Origin of the sequence: Lonepinella sp. BR2357 (assembly GCF_051851525.1) — a bacterium.
Lineage (GTDB): Bacteria > Pseudomonadota > Gammaproteobacteria > Enterobacterales > Pasteurellaceae > Lonepinella.
In genome coordinates this window covers 1-17,145 of sequence record NZ_JBPDVG010000004.1, presented here as the reverse complement: position 1 = coordinate 17,145, position 17,145 = coordinate 1, and the positions used below count along the sequence as shown (strand labels likewise).

At 41.8% G+C, this 17,145-nt stretch carries 18 protein-coding genes, 1 tRNA gene and 1 pseudogene; 11 read left to right on the top strand and 9 right to left on the bottom strand.

Going from position 1 to position 17,145, the window contains the following annotated elements; translation table 11 throughout:
• Positions 1 to 13: 13 nt before the first annotated feature.
• The 8 genes from lpxA (at position 14) to cysK (ending at position 7,613) form a co-directional block, all read left to right on the top strand.
• Complete coding sequence (lpxA, locus tag ACTG7L_RS03275) at positions 14 to 802, top strand: acyl-ACP--UDP-N-acetylglucosamine O-acyltransferase (RefSeq protein WP_439287471.1); 789 nt, start codon at positions 14 to 16, stop codon at positions 800 to 802.
• 70 nt (positions 803 to 872) lie between these two features.
• A complete protein-coding gene (lpxB, locus tag ACTG7L_RS03270; RefSeq protein WP_439287470.1) occupies positions 873 to 2,054 on the top strand; it encodes a lipid-A-disaccharide synthase in 1,182 nt (393 codons plus the stop codon).
• A gap of 2 nt (positions 2,055 to 2,056) precedes the next feature.
• Positions 2,057 to 2,659, top strand: coding sequence for a ribonuclease HII (gene rnhB, locus ACTG7L_RS03265; RefSeq protein WP_439287469.1), 603 nt, complete (start codon positions 2,057 to 2,059; stop codon positions 2,657 to 2,659).
• Positions 2,660 to 2,676: 17 nt separating this feature from the next.
• Positions 2,677 to 4,533, top strand: a complete 1,857-nt coding sequence (locus ACTG7L_RS03260; protein WP_439327508.1) for an SLC13 family permease — start codon at positions 2,677 to 2,679, stop codon at positions 4,531 to 4,533.
• A gap of 14 nt (positions 4,534 to 4,547) precedes the next feature.
• Positions 4,548 to 5,138, top strand: a complete 591-nt coding sequence (mog, locus tag ACTG7L_RS03255) for a molybdopterin adenylyltransferase (RefSeq protein WP_439287468.1) — start codon at positions 4,548 to 4,550, stop codon at positions 5,136 to 5,138.
• 9 nt (positions 5,139 to 5,147) lie between these two features.
• On the top strand, positions 5,148 to 5,486 hold the full coding sequence (glnB, locus tag ACTG7L_RS03250; RefSeq protein ID WP_439240983.1) for a nitrogen regulatory protein P-II: 339 nt from the start codon (positions 5,148 to 5,150) through the stop codon (positions 5,484 to 5,486).
• 18 nt (positions 5,487 to 5,504) lie between these two features.
• Positions 5,505 to 6,557, top strand: coding sequence for an AI-2E family transporter (locus ACTG7L_RS03245; RefSeq protein ID WP_439257914.1), 1,053 nt, complete (start codon positions 5,505 to 5,507; stop codon positions 6,555 to 6,557).
• Between the two features lie 108 nt (positions 6,558 to 6,665).
• Positions 6,666 to 7,613 (top strand): cysteine synthase A, encoded by a 948-nt coding sequence (cysK, locus tag ACTG7L_RS03240; RefSeq protein ID WP_439287467.1) that lies wholly within the window; start codon positions 6,666 to 6,668, stop codon positions 7,611 to 7,613.
• A 226-nt stretch (positions 7,614 to 7,839) separates the two neighbouring features.
• Here cysK and ACTG7L_RS03235 read toward each other — a convergent pair.
• From ACTG7L_RS03235 to ACTG7L_RS03205, 7 genes are all read right to left on the bottom strand, one after another.
• Positions 7,840 to 7,924: transfer RNA gene (locus ACTG7L_RS03235), tRNA-Leu, on the bottom strand.
• A gap of 26 nt (positions 7,925 to 7,950) precedes the next feature.
• A complete protein-coding gene (secG, locus tag ACTG7L_RS03230; protein ID WP_439287466.1) occupies positions 7,951 to 8,301 on the bottom strand; it encodes a preprotein translocase subunit SecG in 351 nt (116 codons plus the stop codon).
• 101 nt (positions 8,302 to 8,402) lie between these two features.
• Complete coding sequence (locus ACTG7L_RS03225) at positions 8,403 to 10,343, bottom strand: DNA topoisomerase III (protein ID WP_439287465.1); 1,941 nt, start codon at positions 10,341 to 10,343, stop codon at positions 8,403 to 8,405.
• A gap of 11 nt (positions 10,344 to 10,354) precedes the next feature.
• A complete protein-coding gene (locus ACTG7L_RS03220) occupies positions 10,355 to 10,639 on the bottom strand; it encodes a YciI family protein (protein ID WP_439257917.1) in 285 nt (94 codons plus the stop codon).
• A 14-nt stretch (positions 10,640 to 10,653) separates the two neighbouring features.
• Positions 10,654 to 11,115 (bottom strand): acyl-CoA thioester hydrolase YciA, encoded by a 462-nt coding sequence (yciA, locus tag ACTG7L_RS03215; protein ID WP_439240837.1) that lies wholly within the window; start codon positions 11,113 to 11,115, stop codon positions 10,654 to 10,656.
• A gap of 3 nt (positions 11,116 to 11,118) precedes the next feature.
• A complete protein-coding gene (locus ACTG7L_RS03210) occupies positions 11,119 to 11,655 on the bottom strand; it encodes a septation protein A (RefSeq protein ID WP_439287464.1) in 537 nt (178 codons plus the stop codon).
• Position 11,656: 1 nt separating this feature from the next.
• Complete coding sequence (locus tag ACTG7L_RS03205; protein ID WP_439257920.1) at positions 11,657 to 12,421, bottom strand: hypothetical protein; 765 nt, start codon at positions 12,419 to 12,421, stop codon at positions 11,657 to 11,659.
• A 288-nt stretch (positions 12,422 to 12,709) separates the two neighbouring features.
• Between ACTG7L_RS03205 and ACTG7L_RS03200 the strand changes: the two genes are divergently transcribed.
• Positions 12,710 to 13,339 (top strand): OmpW family outer membrane protein, encoded by a 630-nt coding sequence (locus ACTG7L_RS03200; RefSeq protein ID WP_439287463.1) that lies wholly within the window; start codon positions 12,710 to 12,712, stop codon positions 13,337 to 13,339.
• Positions 13,340 to 13,529: 190 nt separating this feature from the next.
• Here ACTG7L_RS03200 and recN read toward each other — a convergent pair whose 3' ends face one another.
• A complete protein-coding gene (recN, locus tag ACTG7L_RS03195; protein ID WP_439287462.1) occupies positions 13,530 to 15,206 on the bottom strand; it encodes a DNA repair protein RecN in 1,677 nt (558 codons plus the stop codon).
• A 74-nt stretch (positions 15,207 to 15,280) separates the two neighbouring features.
• Positions 15,281 to 16,192 carry an NAD(+) kinase gene (locus tag ACTG7L_RS03190; RefSeq protein WP_439240827.1) on the bottom strand — a complete coding sequence of 304 codons (912 nt, stop codon included), beginning with the start codon at positions 16,190 to 16,192 and terminating at the stop codon, positions 15,281 to 15,283.
• Positions 16,193 to 16,330: 138 nt separating this feature from the next.
• On the opposite strand from ACTG7L_RS03190, the gene grpE reads away from it, so the two are divergent.
• Positions 16,331 to 16,945, top strand: a complete 615-nt coding sequence (gene grpE / locus ACTG7L_RS03185) for a nucleotide exchange factor GrpE (RefSeq protein ID WP_439287461.1) — start codon at positions 16,331 to 16,333, stop codon at positions 16,943 to 16,945.
• 121 nt (positions 16,946 to 17,066) lie between these two features.
• A pseudogene (locus tag ACTG7L_RS03180) lies at positions 17,067 to 17,145 on the top strand (transposase-like zinc-binding domain-containing protein); the annotation flags it as partial.

Genomic DNA, 17,145 nt, shown 5'->3' with positions numbered 1-17,145 from the left:
ATAAGGAGCAGATATGATCCATTCCAGTGCGAAAGTCCATCCCTCTGCCATTGTGGAAGAGGGGGCTAAAATTGGTGAAAATGTGGTGATCGGACCATTTTGTGTGATTGGTTCACAAGTGGACATTGGTAAAGGTACCGTTTTGCATTCACATGTTGTGGTGAATGGTATCACGACCATTGGCGAAGATAATCAGATTTTTCATGACGCCACCATTGGTGAAGTCAATCAAGATTTAAAATATAATGGCGAACCCACTAAAACCATTATTGGCAACCGTAACCGTATTCGTGAAAATGTCACCATTCACCGTGGTACCGTACAAGGTGGCGGGGTGACACGTATTGGGGATGACAATTTATTTATGGTCAACGCCCATATTGCTCACGATTGCCAAATCAAAAACCGTTGTATTTTAGCCAACAATGCAACGCTTGCTGGTCATGTGGAATTAGATGATTTTGTGATTGTTGGTGGCATGTCTGCTATCCATCAGTTTGTGATTGTTGGTGCGCACGTGATGTTAGGTGGCGGTTCCATGGTCAGTCAAGACGTGCCACCTTATGTGATGGCACAAGGCAATCATGCTCGTCCATTTGGTGTCAATCTTGAGGGCTTAAAACGCCGTGGTTTTGAAAAGCCGACGTTACACGCCATTCGCAACGTTTATAAATTAATTTATCGGAGCGACCGAACCTTAGAAGAAGTGATGCCAGAAATTGAACATTACGCCAAAACAGAATCGGCGATCAGTTTCTTCTTAGCCTTTTTCAAACGCTCCACACGTGGCATTATTCGCTAGAAAAAAGTCGACGAATTTACACCGCATTTTTGAACATAAAGTGCGGTGATTTTTTATAAAGGACAGTGAAGTGGAAAATCAAGTAAATCCTCCTCAAATTACGCCTACTATTGCCATTGTCGCCGGTGAAGTCTCGGGTGATATTTTGGGGGCGGGGTTAATTCGTGCGTTAAAAAGTCATTACCCACAAGCCAAATTTATCGGGATAGCGGGCAAAAATATGCTCGCTGAGGGCTGTGAAAGCCTGATTGATATGGAAGAAATCTCGGTGATGGGATTGGCAGAAATTTTAAAGCACTTGCCTAGACTATTAAAAATCCGCAAAAACACGGTACAAACCTTGTTAGCCAAAAAACCGGATATTTTTATTGGGATTGATTCCCCTGAATTTAATTTATATGTCGAACAAAAACTGAAAAATCAAGGTATTAAAACCATTCATTATGTCAGCCCGTCCGTGTGGGCGTGGCGACAAAAACGGATTTATAAAATTGCCCGAGCGACCGATCTTGTGTTAGCCTTTTTACCGTTTGAAAAAGCCTTTTATGATCGTTTCAATGTGCCTTGCCGCTTTATTGGGCATACCATGGCGGATGCGATTCCGTTAAAGCCAAACCGTGCCGAAGTATGTCAAATTCTTAATCTCGATCCAACACAACAATATCTGGCGATTTTGGTCGGAAGTCGGGGTTCAGAAGTTGAATTTCTCACCGAACCTTTTCTAAAAACTGCAATATTGTTAAGACAGCAATATCCTCATTTGCAATTTTTAGTGCCTTTAGTCAGTGAAAAACGCCGTGATCAATTTGAACGAATTAAGGCGCAAGTTGCACCCGAACTTGATGTGATTAGTTTGGATGGTAACGCTCGCCAAGCCATGATGATCGCACAAGCGACTTTACTTGCGTCAGGTACAGCGGCATTAGAATGTATGCTGTGTAAATCACCTATGGTAGTCGGTTATCGCATGAAACCACTCACTTATTTTTTAGCCAAACGCTTAGTGAAAACACCCTATATTTCCTTGCCAAATCTGTTAGCCAATGACATGTTGGTGCCAGAAATGATACAAGCGGATTGTACCCCTGAAAAATTAGCCGAAAAATTATCGGTTTATTTAGACCAATCCGAAAGTGCGGTGCAAAATCGTCAAGTTTTAATTCAGCGTTTTACTGAATTACATCAATTTATTCAATGTGATGCCGATAGCCAAGCCGCCAATGCCGTGATTGATTTATTGGAGGGAAAATAACCATGTCAGATTTTGAATATCCGCAAGGCGTTGAGTTGATTGCAGGCGTGGATGAAGTCGGGCGAGGCCCTTTAGTGGGGGCGGTGGTGACCGCTGCGGTCATTTTAGATCCCCATCAGCCTATTGACGGCTTAACCGATAGCAAAAAATTGAGTGAGAAAAAACGCTTATTATTAGCGGAAGAAATCAAGCAAAAAGCCTTAGCTTGGGCGTTAGGCCGTGCGGAACCCGAGGAAATTGATGAACTGAATATTTTGCATGCCACCATGCTTGCCATGCAGCGAGCGGTAAAATCACTGAAAATTCCACCGCACTTTGTGTTAGTGGACGGTAATCGCATTCCTGATTTACCTATGCCGGCACAAGCCGTAGTGAAAGGGGATAGCCTTGTGGCCGAAATTAGTGCGGCCTCTATTTTAGCCAAAGTGGCACGGGATCAAGAAATGGTGGAACTGGATCGACAATTTCCTCAATATGAATTTGCCAAACACAAAGGGTATCCCACTAAAGCCCATTTAGAAAAGCTAGCGGAATTTGGCGTGTTACCACAATATCGCTGTAGTTTTTCACCGGTGCGTCACATACTCGAGCAACATACCCTTTGATTTCAGGACATATTGTGATGAATGCTGACTTATTTACTGCGTTACACACCCCATTAACCGCTGTGATCGTTTTGTTATTGGGGGCGATCTTTTTGTTTATTCAAAATAAATTGCGTATGGATACGGTCGCATTGGTGGTCATGCTTGCCTTTTGTCTGAGTGGCATTTTAACCGTTGAAGATGTATTTGCAGGATTCAGCGATCCCAATATTATTCTCATTGCATTACTGTTTATTGTGGCAGATGGTTTAGTGCGTACCGGCGTGGCCTATCAAGTGAGTGAATGGCTCATGCACGTCGCCAATAACAGTGAAACGAAAGTCCTTATTTTATTAATGTTATCCGTTGCGGGATTGGGATCCTTTATGAGTTCCACGGGTATTGTGGCGATTTTCATTCCGGTGGTGTTGGTGATTTGTCAGCAAATGCACATTTCACCCAAACGTTTAATGATGCCGTTAAGCATGGCGGGCTTAATTAGTGGCATGATGACCTTGATTGCCACGGCGCCGAATTTGGTGGTAAATGCCGAATTAGTCCGCACACAAGCGGGACGTTTTGATTTCTTTTCGTTTACGCCTATTGGCTTAATTGTGTTGGTGTTAGGCGTATTCTATATGTTATTAGCTCGTCGTTGGTTAGCCTCGCCAGAGCAACATAATCCGCAAGAAACCGCCCGTTATTCCTTTAATGATCTCATTGAAAGTTATCAGTTACACCGCCGAATTAAACGTTTTGTGGTGTTAGCGGATTCCGATTTTATTGGGCAGAATGTCGAAGAATTACATTTACGGGCCAATTATGGTCTAAATATTTTAGCTATTGAGCGTTGGAAACGCTTTCGACCGATTTTTATGGCCGCCTCCCTTGGCAAAGAAGAAATTCGCCATAAAGATTTATTGATGATGGATATTAGTCAGCCAGACTTGGATTTGAGCGAATTTTGCCGTGCACATCATTTAGAATTGGCCCCTATTCGTAATGTTCATTTTAGTGAACAAGCCAAATCCATTGGCATGGCAGAAATTACCCCGATTCCCGACGGCAGTGCAGTGGGGAAAAGTGCGGTGCAATTACGCTTTCGATCCCATTATGGGTTGAATATTATTGGGATTAAACGTAACGGCGAGTTATTGCAAGGCAATCTTGCGGAAGAAATATTGAAAGTGGGCGATCTCTTGTTGGTGGTGGGGCAGTGGAAACTGTTACAACAATTACGGGATAAAACCAAATCTTTCTTTTTATTAAGTTATCCCAGTGAAATTGATAAAGCCGTTCCGGCTGCCAGTCAAGCATGGCATGCGATTTTTGCCATTGCGACCATGGTGGTGTTAATGGTCACGGGCGTCGTGCCGAATGTGGTGGCCGCTCTTATCGCTTGTTTAATGCTCGGTAAATTCCGTTGTATTGACGCCAAAAGTGCTTATGCCAGTATTCATTGGCCTAGCCTGATTTTAATTGTTGGCATGATGCCTTTTTCCATTGCGCTACAAAAAACCGGAGGGGTGGACTTAGCCGTAGATTTTATGATTCACACCGTGGGAACCATGGGCAAACACTGGATGTTGATTAGCTTGTTTATGCTCTGTGCGGTTGTCGGTTTGTTTATTTCCAATACGGCGACCGCTATTTTAGTGGCACCCATTGCGATTAGCATGGCGCAGCAATTACAGCTTTCGCCCATGCCTTTTGCCATGACTGTCGCTATTGCCTCGTCGGCGGCGTTTATGACCCCAATTTCTTCCCCAGTAAATACCATGGTGTTAGGACCGGGTGGCTATAAATTTGCGGATTTTGTTAAAATCGGTGTGCCATTTACATTGTTAGTCATGTTAGTCACGGTATTTTGTATTCCGTTGTTATTTCCATTTTAAAAATAAGGTAAAAAATGACCGCAGTTGATGAAAAAATCTTAAAAATTGGCTTGGTTTCCGTTTCTGATCGGGCCTCGCAAGGTCTCTATGCCGATCAAGGTATTCCCGAATTAACCGCTTGGTTAGAACAAGCATTAGTGGATAAATTTTTAGTAGAAACCCGTTTAATCCCTGATGAACAGGATAAAATTGAGCAAACCTTGATTGAATTAGTCGATCAACAACAATGCCAGTTAGTTTTAACCACGGGCGGTACGGGGCCGGCAAAACGTGATGTGACACCGGAGGCGACACTGGCCGTGGCGGATCGTGAAATGCCGGGATTCGGTGAACAAATGCGTCAGGTGAGTTTACATTTTGTGCCTACTGCCATATTGTCACGGCAAGTCGGGGTGATTCGCAAAAACAGTTTAATTTTAAATTTACCTGGGCAACCCAAAGCCATTAAAGAAACCTTAGAGGGCGTGAAAGACGAACAAGGGAAAGTGCAAGTAAAAGGTATTTTTGCTGCCGTGCCTTATTGTTTACAGTTGATTGATGGGATTTATATTGATACGGATCCTGCTGTGATTGAAAGTTTCCGTCCAAAATCCGCTAAAAAATAGGAGCAAATGATGAAAAAAATTGAGGCGATTATCAAACCGTTCAAATTAGATGATGTTCGTGAGGCTTTGTCGGATATTGGGATTACCGGCATGACAGTAACGGAAGTGCGAGGCTTTGGCCGTCAAAAAGGGCATACTGAACTGTATCGTGGTGCCGAGTATGCGGTGGATTTTTTACCGAAAGTCAAACTGGAAATTGTGATCGCAGATGATGTGCTACAACAATGTATTGACGCTATTGTGGAAACGGCTCAAACCGGTAAAATCGGTGACGGCAAGATTTTTGTGTATGATGTGGCTCGTGTGATTCGTATTCGCACCGGCGAAGAAAATGAAGAGGCGATTTAACTAAGTGCGGTATATTTTATGATAAAAAACAATCCATTACATCAATTTATTTTTGTGAGTGCCGCCTTGGTGATTATTTTGGCGGGCATTAAAGTGTCCTCTGTGATCGTGGTGCCATTTTTGCTATCGTTATTTATTGCGATCATCTGTTCACCCTTGATTCGTTTTATGACTAAGCGACATGTGCCGCATTGGTTAGCGATTGCCTTATTATTGCTGTTGATTTTATTGGTGTTTTTCTTTTTAGTCGGCTTGATTAACGGATCGGCGCAAGAATTTACGCAATCCATTCCACAATATCGGCAATTAATGACCGCTCGCTTGAACGATATTCAGGCCATTGCACAAAAATGGCATATTCCTTTTTCTGTCAAACCCGACGCTATTGTTAAGCATTTTGACCCGAGTTCAGTGATGAATTTCGCTAGCAGCCTGCTGATGAATTTCTCCAATGTGGTGTCCAATGCCTTTGTGTTAATTTTAGTGGTCATTTTTATGTTATTAGAGGCACCCACCGCTAAACATAAATTTGCGTTGGTGTTTAGTCGTCAAGATGGCGAGGAAGAAAACCATTTAGAACGCGTGTTAGAAAGCATTATTGGTTATTTGGGCGTCAAAAGCATGATGAGCCTGTTGACGGCGGTGGCGATTTGGACGTTACTCACCGTAGCAGATGTACAATATGCGATTTTATGGGCGACCTTAAGTTTTCTGTTTAATTATATTCCAAGTATCGGCTCGATTATTGCCACGATACCGATTATTTTACAAACGTTCTTATTAAATGGTTTTACCACCGGATTTGTGGTCACCATTAGCGTGATTGTTATTAACGTATCGATTGGTAATGTGCTAGAGCCGAGAATTATGGGAAAAAAATTAGGACTTTCTACTTTAGTGGTATTCCTTTCTCTCTTGTTTTGGGGGTGGTTATTAGGCACCGTGGGCATGTTGCTTTCTGTTCCTCTGACGATGGCATTAAAAATTGCCTTAGAATCAAGCCCAAGTACAGAACGTTATGCCATTTTGTTAAGTGATCGATTGCCGAATAAAGGAAAAATACCGTCATAATTTAATGCAATTTAGTTATAAAATAGAACAAATAGCTATTTTTTTATTATTAAATATTATGTTACAAATAACATCAACAATTAAATCATTCTTTCAAGGAGAAACACAATGACGATTTTTGCAGATAATTCCTATTCTATTGGTAACACCCCATTAGTTCGCTTAAACCATTTTGGTCAAGGCAACATTGTGGTGAAAGTTGAGGGCCGTAACCCGAGCTTTAGCGTAAAATGCCGTATTGGTGCCAACATGGTATGGCAAGCGGAAAAAGATGGCACGTTAACCAAAGATAAAGAAATTGTTGATGCGACCAGTGGTAACACCGGTATTGCTTTAGCCTATGTGGCCGCCGCCCGTGGCTATAAAATCACCCTCACCATGCCAGAAACCATGAGTACCGAACGTAAACGTTTATTACGTGGTTTAGGGGTGAATTTGGTGTTGACCGAGGGCGCCAAAGGCATGAAAGGAGCAATCGCCAAAGCCGAAGAAATTGTGGCAAGCGATCCAAACCGTTATATCATGTTGAAACAGTTTGAAAATCCGGCTAACCCAGCCATCCACCAACAAACCACAGGTCCTGAAATTTGGCAAGGCACAGAGGGAAAAGTGGATGTTATCGTGGCAGGTGTGGGGACAGGTGGTACCATCACGGGGATTAGCCGTTATATCAAACAAGATCAAGGCAAAGCCATTACTACCGTTGCTGTTGAACCAGCGGAAAGCCCAGTGATTACGCAAACCTTAAAAGGCGAAGAAGTGAAACCGGGTCCACATAAAATTCAAGGTATCGGTGCGGGCTTTATTCCGAAAAACTTAGATTTGAGCTTGGTTGATCGTGTTGAGCCAGTGGACAGTGAAACTGCCATTGCCACCGCACGCCGTTTAATGGCAGAAGAAGGTATTTTAGCCGGTATTTCCTCAGGCGCCGCCGTTGCCGCCGCAGAGCGTATTGCGAAATTACCCGAATTTGCTGATAAATTAATTGTGGTGATCCTCCCATCTGCGTCAGAGCGTTATTTAAGTACCGCTTTATTTGAAGGTGTAGAGGCATAAGCCCAATTTAATCCGAATCCCCTAAATAAAAATAATAAGTATAGATAGTATTTGACCAACTCAACTGAGTTGGTCTTTTTTGTCTGGGAATAGAAAATAAAAGCATGGGAAGTCAATGATTGATAACCTGTTGTTTGGCGTAGTTTTAGTTTATTTCGGCAGTTTATTTCGGCAGTTTATTTCGACACATAAAAAAAGACGGCATAAACCGTCTTTTCTTGTTGAATGGTGCGCTGAGCGGGACTTGAACCCGCACGCCGTGAAGCACTACCCCCTCAAGATAGCGTGTCTACCAATTCCACCACCAGCGCATGTTGTTTTGAGGTTAAATTAACTGTTAGTTTTGCGGAATATCTGCATTTTTATTTTCTTCAACGGCTGGCGCTACTGCTTTTTGTTGTTCTAACTGTTGTGCAGCTTGAGATAAGTCGTCAAATTTCCCCTCTTTTACTTTATCATGGTGAGAGTTTAAGTTGCCAAGCACGATACTTGAGGCGAAGAAAATAATAGCTAAGATAGCCGTGGTACGAGATAAAAAGTTACTTGAACCCGCAGAACCAAATACCGTACCAGAGGCACCGCCACCGAATGAGGCACCTGCATCAGCGCCTTTTCCTTGTTGAATCAGGATAAAACCGATCATCACGACGGAGACGATAAGGTAAACAAATAATAATGCGTTGTACATTGTAAATTCTTCTCTGTTATCAATTTATAATTTAAAAAACGTGTGGATATTACCGAATATTTCGTGTTTAATCAAGGCGTTTTTATTCGGTTGATGAAAATCTAAGCGGAATTCACCGCACTTTCTGCTTTATTTTTTGTTTTTGCTTTTCCTTTGTTAAATTTCGGCTTGGCAGGATTGTTTGCCACCGTACTTAATTGGCGTAATGCAGAGAAATTCACGTAATGCACTAAATCCGGTAACATTTGTGTGAGTTGCCACATAAAGTGTTGATAATTCGTTTCTTTTCTACTAATACTGGTTAATTGTGATTCCCATTGTGCGGTCATGTCGGGTTGGGTCGCCATATCGGGTAAGGCCTGAATTAAAATCCGTCCAGTGTCGGTGCTGTGGATATTTTTGCCTTTTTTAACTAAAAAACCGCGTTTAAATAATAATTCAATAATGCCCGCTCTGGTGGCCTCGGTGCCTAATCCATCCGTTTCACGTAGGATTTTTTTCAATTCTTTATCTTGCACAAAACGTGCAATGCCCGTCATGGCGGAAAGCAAGGTGGCGTCCGTGAACGGTTTGGGGGCTTGCGTTTTTTTACTGACAATTTCCCCGTGATGACAAAAAAGTAATTGCCCTTTTTTGACGACGGGCAATGGTGGGGATAATTGTTCTTCGTCATCTTCTTTGCCGATTAACTCTTTCCAACCGGCAATTTGTAAGTTGCGAGCTTGGGCAATAAAGGTGCCGCCCGCAATGGTTAAGGTGATTTTGCTTTTACGATATTCCGCATCAGGACAAAATTGCATGAAATATTGACGAGCAATAAGTTGGTAAATTTGCTGTTCTCTTAAATTTAAATTGACGGGGCGGTTTTTGGCGGTCGGAATAATGGCATGGTGAGCCTCGACTTTTTTATCATTCCAACAACGATTTTTTTGTTCTAAATTCACCGCACTTGGCACATTTTGATATTCGGCACAATGCGTGGCAATGGCTTGTATGACTTTATGGCGGTCAGCAAAATGCTCATTGGGTAAATAACGGCAATCGGAACGGGGGTAAGTAATAATTTTGTGTTTTTCATATAAATCTTGGCATGTGTCTAGCACTTCTTGGGCGGACAGGCCAAAACGTTTTGCCACATCAATTTGCAACGCCGAAAGGGAATAGGGCAGTGGGGCGGTTTCTTTTTCCCGTTTATCTTCATAAGCTGTGACTTCAGCAGGTTGTTGGGTGATTCGTTTCACCACATTTTCAGCTAAACCTTTAGATAGCACTCGGCCGTCATCATCTTGATAATCTTCGCAGGCTTTGCTCGGTTGCCAAAGTGCGGTGAAATTTGCCGGTGTTTGTTCATCATGGGAGAGATGGGCTAATACTTCAAAAAAATCTTTTGGTTGAAAATGTTCGATTTCTAAATCTCGGCGAACGATCAAGCCTAACACGGGCGTTTGCACCCGCCCAACAGACAGCACGCCATTGTAACCCGCTTGACGACCTCGAATGGTGTAGGCTCGGGTCATGTTAATGCCATACAGCCAATCGGCTCTGGCTCGGGCTAAAGCAGAGGTGGCAAGGGGAATAAAATTGCGATTGGGTTGCAATTTATTGACCGCTTTTTCCACCGCACTTGGGTTTAAATCACTGATTAAACAACGTTGGATTTTCGGGTATTTGTCGGCCGGTAAATTGGCGTAGTTAAACACTTCATCTACCAATAATTGCCCCTCTCTATCGGGGTCGCCTGCGTTAATCAGAATATCGGCTTGGTGAATGAGTTTTTCCACCGTTTTTAACTGTTTGGCCACTTCTTTACGTGGTATTAATTGCCATTTTTCCGGTATGATTGGCAAATGCTCCAACCGCCATTGTTTAAAATTGGGGTTGTAAGCATCCGGTTCGGCTTGCTCAAGCAAATGACCGACACACCAAGTGACATAATCCTGTTCGCCACAGCGAATAAAACCGTCGCCACGTTGATGTGGTTTGGGTAAAATATCCGCAATGGCACGTGCCAAGCTCGGTTTTTCAGCAACAAATAAACGCATTCAGTAAAAAATTAAAACACTTTTTTGAACGGTTTGATGATCACATCACCATATACGCCTGCGTCCACATAAGGATCCTCACTGGCCCATTGTTGCGCTTGCTCAATAGAATCGAATTGTGCAATAACCGTGGAACCGGTGACGCCAGCGCCATCAACGGTTGGATTGGGGCCTGCCGTTAAGAGACGATTTTCTTGTTGAAGTTGTTCTAAACGAGCCAAATGTTGGGCACGCACAGCCAAGCGTTTTTCTAACATATTGGGTTTGTCTTGCGCAAAAATTACATAATATTCCATATAAAACTCCTTAATTACACATTTTCGATCATAGCTAGCGCTTGATCTAATTCGGGATTATCCTCACGCGGAATGGCTTTGGGTTTCCCATTTTTGTCAATCGCCACATAGGTAAATAACGCCTCGGTGACGCAATAGCGATCACGCAATCCTTGGTACACTTTTTTGATCCAAACATCCACTTTCACTTGTAAGGAGGTTCGTCCCACTTTGACCAGTTTCCCATAGCAACACACCACATCACCGACCGCAATGGGTTGTAAAAAACTCATTTTGTCGACACAAACCGTGACCACAGGGCTTTTCGCAATTTCTTTGGCTAAAATCGCCCCGCCAATATCCATTTGCGACATAATCCATCCGCCAAAAATATCCCCATTGGCATTGGTATCAGAAGGCATGGCGAGGGTTCTTAATAAGAGGGTGCCGTGGGCTCTTGCGTCGACGGGTTGCTCGGTTACGGTATTACAACTCATATATCACTCCTTGTCTTTCGGTAAATAACGATAAATATAAACGCCTGTGCCAATGGTGGCAACAAAGGTCATGGCTAAAATGCCAAAGGATTTAAATTCTACCCACACTTCTTCGGAAAAGGCTTGGCTAATATAAATATTCACCAACATACACAGGATAAAAAAGATGGCCCAAGCAAGGTTGAGATTGTGCCAGACGGCTTGTGGCAGTTCAATTTCTTTACCCAATAATTTTTGAATCAGCGGTGTTTTGAAACCAAATTGCGCCACCAATAAAATCAGCGCAAATAATCCGTAAACAATGGTCACTTTCCATTGTAAGTATTTAATTTCATTAAAATAAGCGGTGAGTAAGCCGAAAAAAACGACCGCACTTCCCATCACAACTTGTTGTTTTTCAATTTTGCCGTATTTCCATTTTAAAATAATCAGTTGCAAAAGCGTGGCAATTACCAAGGTAATTGCAGCCTCACGCACACCAGCCAATTTATAGACGACGAAAAATAAAATAAGTGGAATAAATTCTAACAGTTGTTTCATATCAAGCCTGCTGATTGAATACGCTGTAAAAGCGATAAGTAAACACAATGGAGAACACATTAATCAATGACATAATGATTAAGGCGATCACAGTTAACAGAAAATTTTGCGCAAGTAAGGCCAGTTGAAAGCCAATCAGCGGAAAGAATAAATAGCTGATTGTGCAATAGAAAAACAACACAGAGGTGCGTCCTTTGGCAGAATTCAGGCTATTTTGCACCGCACTTTTTAGGGTTTCATTGGCCACCAAATAACGAACCGGTGCCAAGCACAAGCGAATTAAAATAAAAATCCCCGACACCATCAAAAACAGGCTCACAAAAGAAAGTGACGATTGACTTAACACGCCCGCAATGGTGCCGATTGCGCCGATAAAAAACGGCAAAAAGCACAGCACAGTGAGCAGAATAATGCCAATTAAGCGGCTAAATGTGATACCCGCTGTGTGAGCTAATTGTGGCGATTGGCGTTGACTAATGTGATGAACGGTTAAGGTACCCCAATAGACAATAAACACGGTGGCAAGGCCTTTTGCGAGGGTGAACCATAAAAAGGTTAAGTCACTGCTTTGTTGGAGTAAGACGTCCATTTGTTGTTCTTCAGTCAAGCTGTCAACATTTTCCAGAACAGGAAAAATCGCCTGTTGCAACAGGCCAAAACCCGCCGAGGCTAACACAAAGAGAGAGAGAAAGATGAACGCAAACTTTCGTTCATTTTGTAAAAAATGCCAACTGTCTTTAAAAAGTTGGGTAAAATTGATCGGCATGGCTTTTCCTTTTCGCACATCACAAATTCTTCGCCTAATTATACCGATTTTAAGGATAAATGTATAAAAAAGTGAGAAATTGATTTCCATCAACGTAGCGGGTTTGTTTAAAAAATTAACAAATAAGTAAAAACAATAAAAATTTTTTAACAATCTTTCAATTTTATGATCTAGATCACAGTTTTTATTTTCCAAAAGGGGTATATTTCTCCTCGTGTTAAACACATATTTTTTTTATGGGTATAATCTAGGGAATAAACCCCCTAATAAATAATCAAGGAGATCAATATGAAAAAATCAGCATTAGCAATCGGTTTAGCCACAGCGTTATTAAGCAGTGTGGCCATGGCTCACCAAGCAGGTGATGTGTTAATTCGTGCTGGTGGCGTAGCCGTTTCACCAACTAACGTGAAAAATACATCAAATGACCAAAATGCGGCGTTGAATTTAGATGTTAACACTAATGCACAATTAGGTTTAACCGCAACTTATTTGATTACCGATAATATCGGTGTTGAGTTACTTGCAGCAACCCCATTTAGCCATAAAATTACTTTAGGCAACACATTGGTTGGTAAAACCAAACATTTACCACCTAGCCTATTCCTACAATATTATTTTGGTGGCAAAGAATCTGCAGCTCGTCCTTATGTTGGGGTGGGTGTGAATTACACAACTTTCTTTGATGAACAAGAAAAATTAGCTGGAGTGACAGATCTAAAATTAAAAGATTCATGGGGTGTTGCAGTCAATGCAGGTGTGGATATTAACATTACTGATAATTTATTTGTTAATGCCTCTATTGATTATGCAAAAATTAAAACCAAAGCGACATTTAAAGTAGCTGGAGCTGAACATTCACAAGATGTTAGACTTGACCCAGTGGTTTACTTCTTAGGTGTTGGTTATCGTTTCTAATTAATCTGACTTAATCACTAACCTCGTACATTCGTACGAGGTTTTTTTATGCCCTGCACTGGCGTACAGGGCTAGGCAAATCACGATGCTCCGCATCTTAAACTATATGGAAAGCTACGGCGTAGCGACACTATGTTAACCACGTCAGTGTGGGGTATTTTAGTGAGCTATTTACCCTTGCTTTCTACTCTTAACTCGCCAAATCCAACATTTCTTGTGCATTCGCTAAGGCGGAATCCGTAATTTTACTTCCGCCCAATAACTTCGCTAAGGCTTTAACCCGTTGCGAGGCAGAAAGTGCGGTCATTTTTGTTTCGGTTTTTTCATCAACGGTAAATTTTTCTACCACAAAATGATGATTACCATAGCTTGCCACTTGCGGTAAATGGGTGACGCAAATCACTTGGCATTTGGTGCCTAAACGACGTAAAAGTTTGCCTACCACGCTCGCTGTGGCCCCGCTAATTCCCACGTCAATTTCATCAAAAATCAAGGTTGGAATGGCACTTTTATCGGAAGTGAGTACCTGAATAGCTAAAGCGATCCGTGATAATTCCCCGCCAGAGGCCGTTTTTGCCAAAGATTGTGCGGATTGTCCCAAGTTACTTTGTAAATCAAATTGTACATTATCCGCACCATTTGCCCCAATTTTACTGTAATCGGTATTTAATTTAATAAAAAATTGGGCGTTTTCCATGGCTAATTGCTTAATGGATTTTGTCACTTGATCGGCTAATTTACTTGCGCCCATTTCACGGCTTTGATGTAAGGCGGTGGCGGTCGCTTGCATTTGGGCAAAGGCCTGTTTTTCTTGTTTAATCAGTTCATCTTCACTTTCGGAATAATCGATCAACTGTGCCAACTCTGTTTTTAAAGTGCGGTGAAATTCCACTAAGTTTTCTGGCGAAATATAATGTTTCTTGGCTAAATGAATCGCTTGGCTCATGCGTTGTTCGATTTCTTCTAATAAATACGGATCTTGCTCAATATCAGAGGCCAAATGTTGCACTTCACTACTGGCTTCTTGTACTTGAATTAACGCATCTTGCAACATAGTTTGAATGTCGGCATAGCGAGGATCGAGTTCTGCCAATTCATCCACATATTGGGTGGCTCGATAGAGTAGGCTATCCGCACTCACGGTATCACTTTCACTTAAAATACCGAGCAAAGACTGGGAAAGCGAAGTCAGTTCTTCACTATTAGAAAGCCGTTTGTGATCTTCCTCTAATTGCTCAAATTCATCTTCTTGCAGATTAAATTCATCCAGTTCATTAACTTGATATTGGAGTAATTGTTTTCTAGCCTCATTTTCTGCACATTTTTGTTTAAATTCAGCCACTTGTTGTTGTAAGGATTTCCAACAGTGGTAATCGGTTTTCATTTGTGCCAATAAAGGCGCATGAGAACAGAACGTATCTAAGGTTTGTAATTGATACTCGGGTTTTAATAATAATTGTGAGGCATGTTGCCCATTAATATGAATAAGATAAGTCCCCAATTCCTTTAATTGCGCCACCGACACCGGCGTGCTGTTAATAAAGGCTTTAGAACGTCCATCTTGATTGATAATACGGCGTAAAATACAGCTTTCAGGATTATCCTGATCTTCTAATTCTTGCTGTTGTAACCAATGGGCTGCGGCACTTTGGGGATCAATTTGAAAGGTTGCACATACGTCTGCTCGTTCTTGCCCCTCACGTAGCATAGCAAGCTCGGTACGTTGGCCTAAACAAATCCCTAAGGCATCAATGGCAATGGATTTACCGGCCCCCGTTTCACCGGTGATCACCGACATACCTTGGGCTAATTCAATATCTAAATGACGAACAATGGCAAAATTATTAATAGTGAGTTGAGTAAGCATAAAAAATCCCCTTTACTGTATGGAATGCAGTATAATTCATAATAAATTTACAGTAAAGGTTTTTTTTACAGTTTTTAGAAAAGTTTTTTTAGCCAACCTAATTTTGAGCTTAACACATTGTAATAATTGTAATTATGCAAATGGAGCAAACGGAGCTTATAGGCGCTTTTTTGTACGGTAACCACATCATCACTGGTTAAATTTAAAGCTAATTGGCTGTCGCAGCTCACTTCTAATTGCGGTGTGTTGTAATCGGCAAAACGCAGTGAGATCTTGCTGTCACCGTCAATAACCAAAGGACGAGATGAGAGCGTATGTGGATACATAGAAACGAGCGTGATTGCGTTCATATTTGGGGTTAAAATCGGGCCGCCGGCAGAAAGCGAGTAGGCTGTGGAGCCGGTTGGGGTGGCGATAATTAACCCATCTGAACGTTGCGAAAAAGCAAATTTATCATCAATATACACATGGAAATCAATCATATGGGCGATTTGCGCAGGATGAATGACCGCCTCATTAATGGCATTACCGTTATTGATCACCACGCCGTTATGCTCAATATTAACCTCTAATAAAAAGCGTTCTTCTACAAAAAACTCACCGTCCAGACAAGCCTGTAATTGGGCGTAAGCATTTTTCGGGTCAATATCGGTTAAAAAGCCTAAGTTGCCACGGTTAATGCCGATTAACAACAGATCGTATTTCGATAAAATCCGAGCACGCCCAAGCATATTGCCGTCGCCGCCGATAACGATAGCCAGTTGTGCTTGTTTGCCGATTTGTTCTAATGACGCAATTTGTTGCTCGGGCAGTGCTAAGGCTTGGCCCACTTCGGTTTCCACTAAGACGGTATAGCCCTTTTCTTGCAACCATAAAAAAATATTTTTGTGCATTTGCAAGGTCATATCATTGCGTGGGCGACCGACTAACCCAATGGTTTTAAAGGTTTTATGTAGCGGGTTAATATGATTATTGATAAATTCCATGATCCTGATGACTTGAATTTTAAAAAAACGCCTTTATATTACATTGAAAATGACTTGGAGCAAAGGTTAACATTTGATTATTCCTTTGTTACAATGCGCAACCGCTCAGATTTTATCATATTTTTAATGGAGTACATGATGACAGAACAAGAAAAACAACCTACCGAAGACATGATCGCAGAAGAAATGGTTACAGAAGAAACGCAACCAGAGCAAGTGGAAACAGCAGAAGAAAGCGCCGAGAATGCAGAAGCCAATGAAGAAACAGATGCCTTGGAAGAAGCCATTTTACGTGTGCAAGAATTAGAGCAACAACTGGTTGAGGCCGCTCAAAAAGAACAAGAAAGTTTGTTGCGTGCCAGAGCCGAAATGGAAAACGTTCGTCGTCGGGCGGAACAAGATGTGGAAAAAGCGCATAAATTCGCTTTAGAAAAATTTGCCAAAGAGATTTTGAATACCATTGACAACCTTGAGCGAGCCTTAACTACGCCGGCAAATAAGGAAGATGAATGTGTGAAAGGCTTATTTGACGGTGTAGAATTAACCCTGAAAGATTTATTGGCCACCGTTGCTCGTTTTGGTATTGAGCCAGTGGGCGTGGTGGGCGAAACCTTTAACCCAGACTTGCACCAAGCGATTTCCATGCAACCCACCGAGGGATTTGAAACCAATCAAATTACCGTGGTATTACAAAAAGGCTATTTATTAAATAGCCGTGTGATTCGTCCCGCCATGGTGATGGTCGCTGCGTAATTTCACTAAAACGCCCCCTTTAGGCATAGTAGACAAAATAGTTGGTAAAAAACAGGTTAAAGCCTTATAGTAATTGGCTTTAACCTAATTTTTTGAAATATGAACAAAAAACTGCCCTTTTTGCCAAAATTCATCAATTCAGAAATATGGCACTCAAAACAATATTCAACGCTATAAATGTAGTACTTGTCATAAAACTT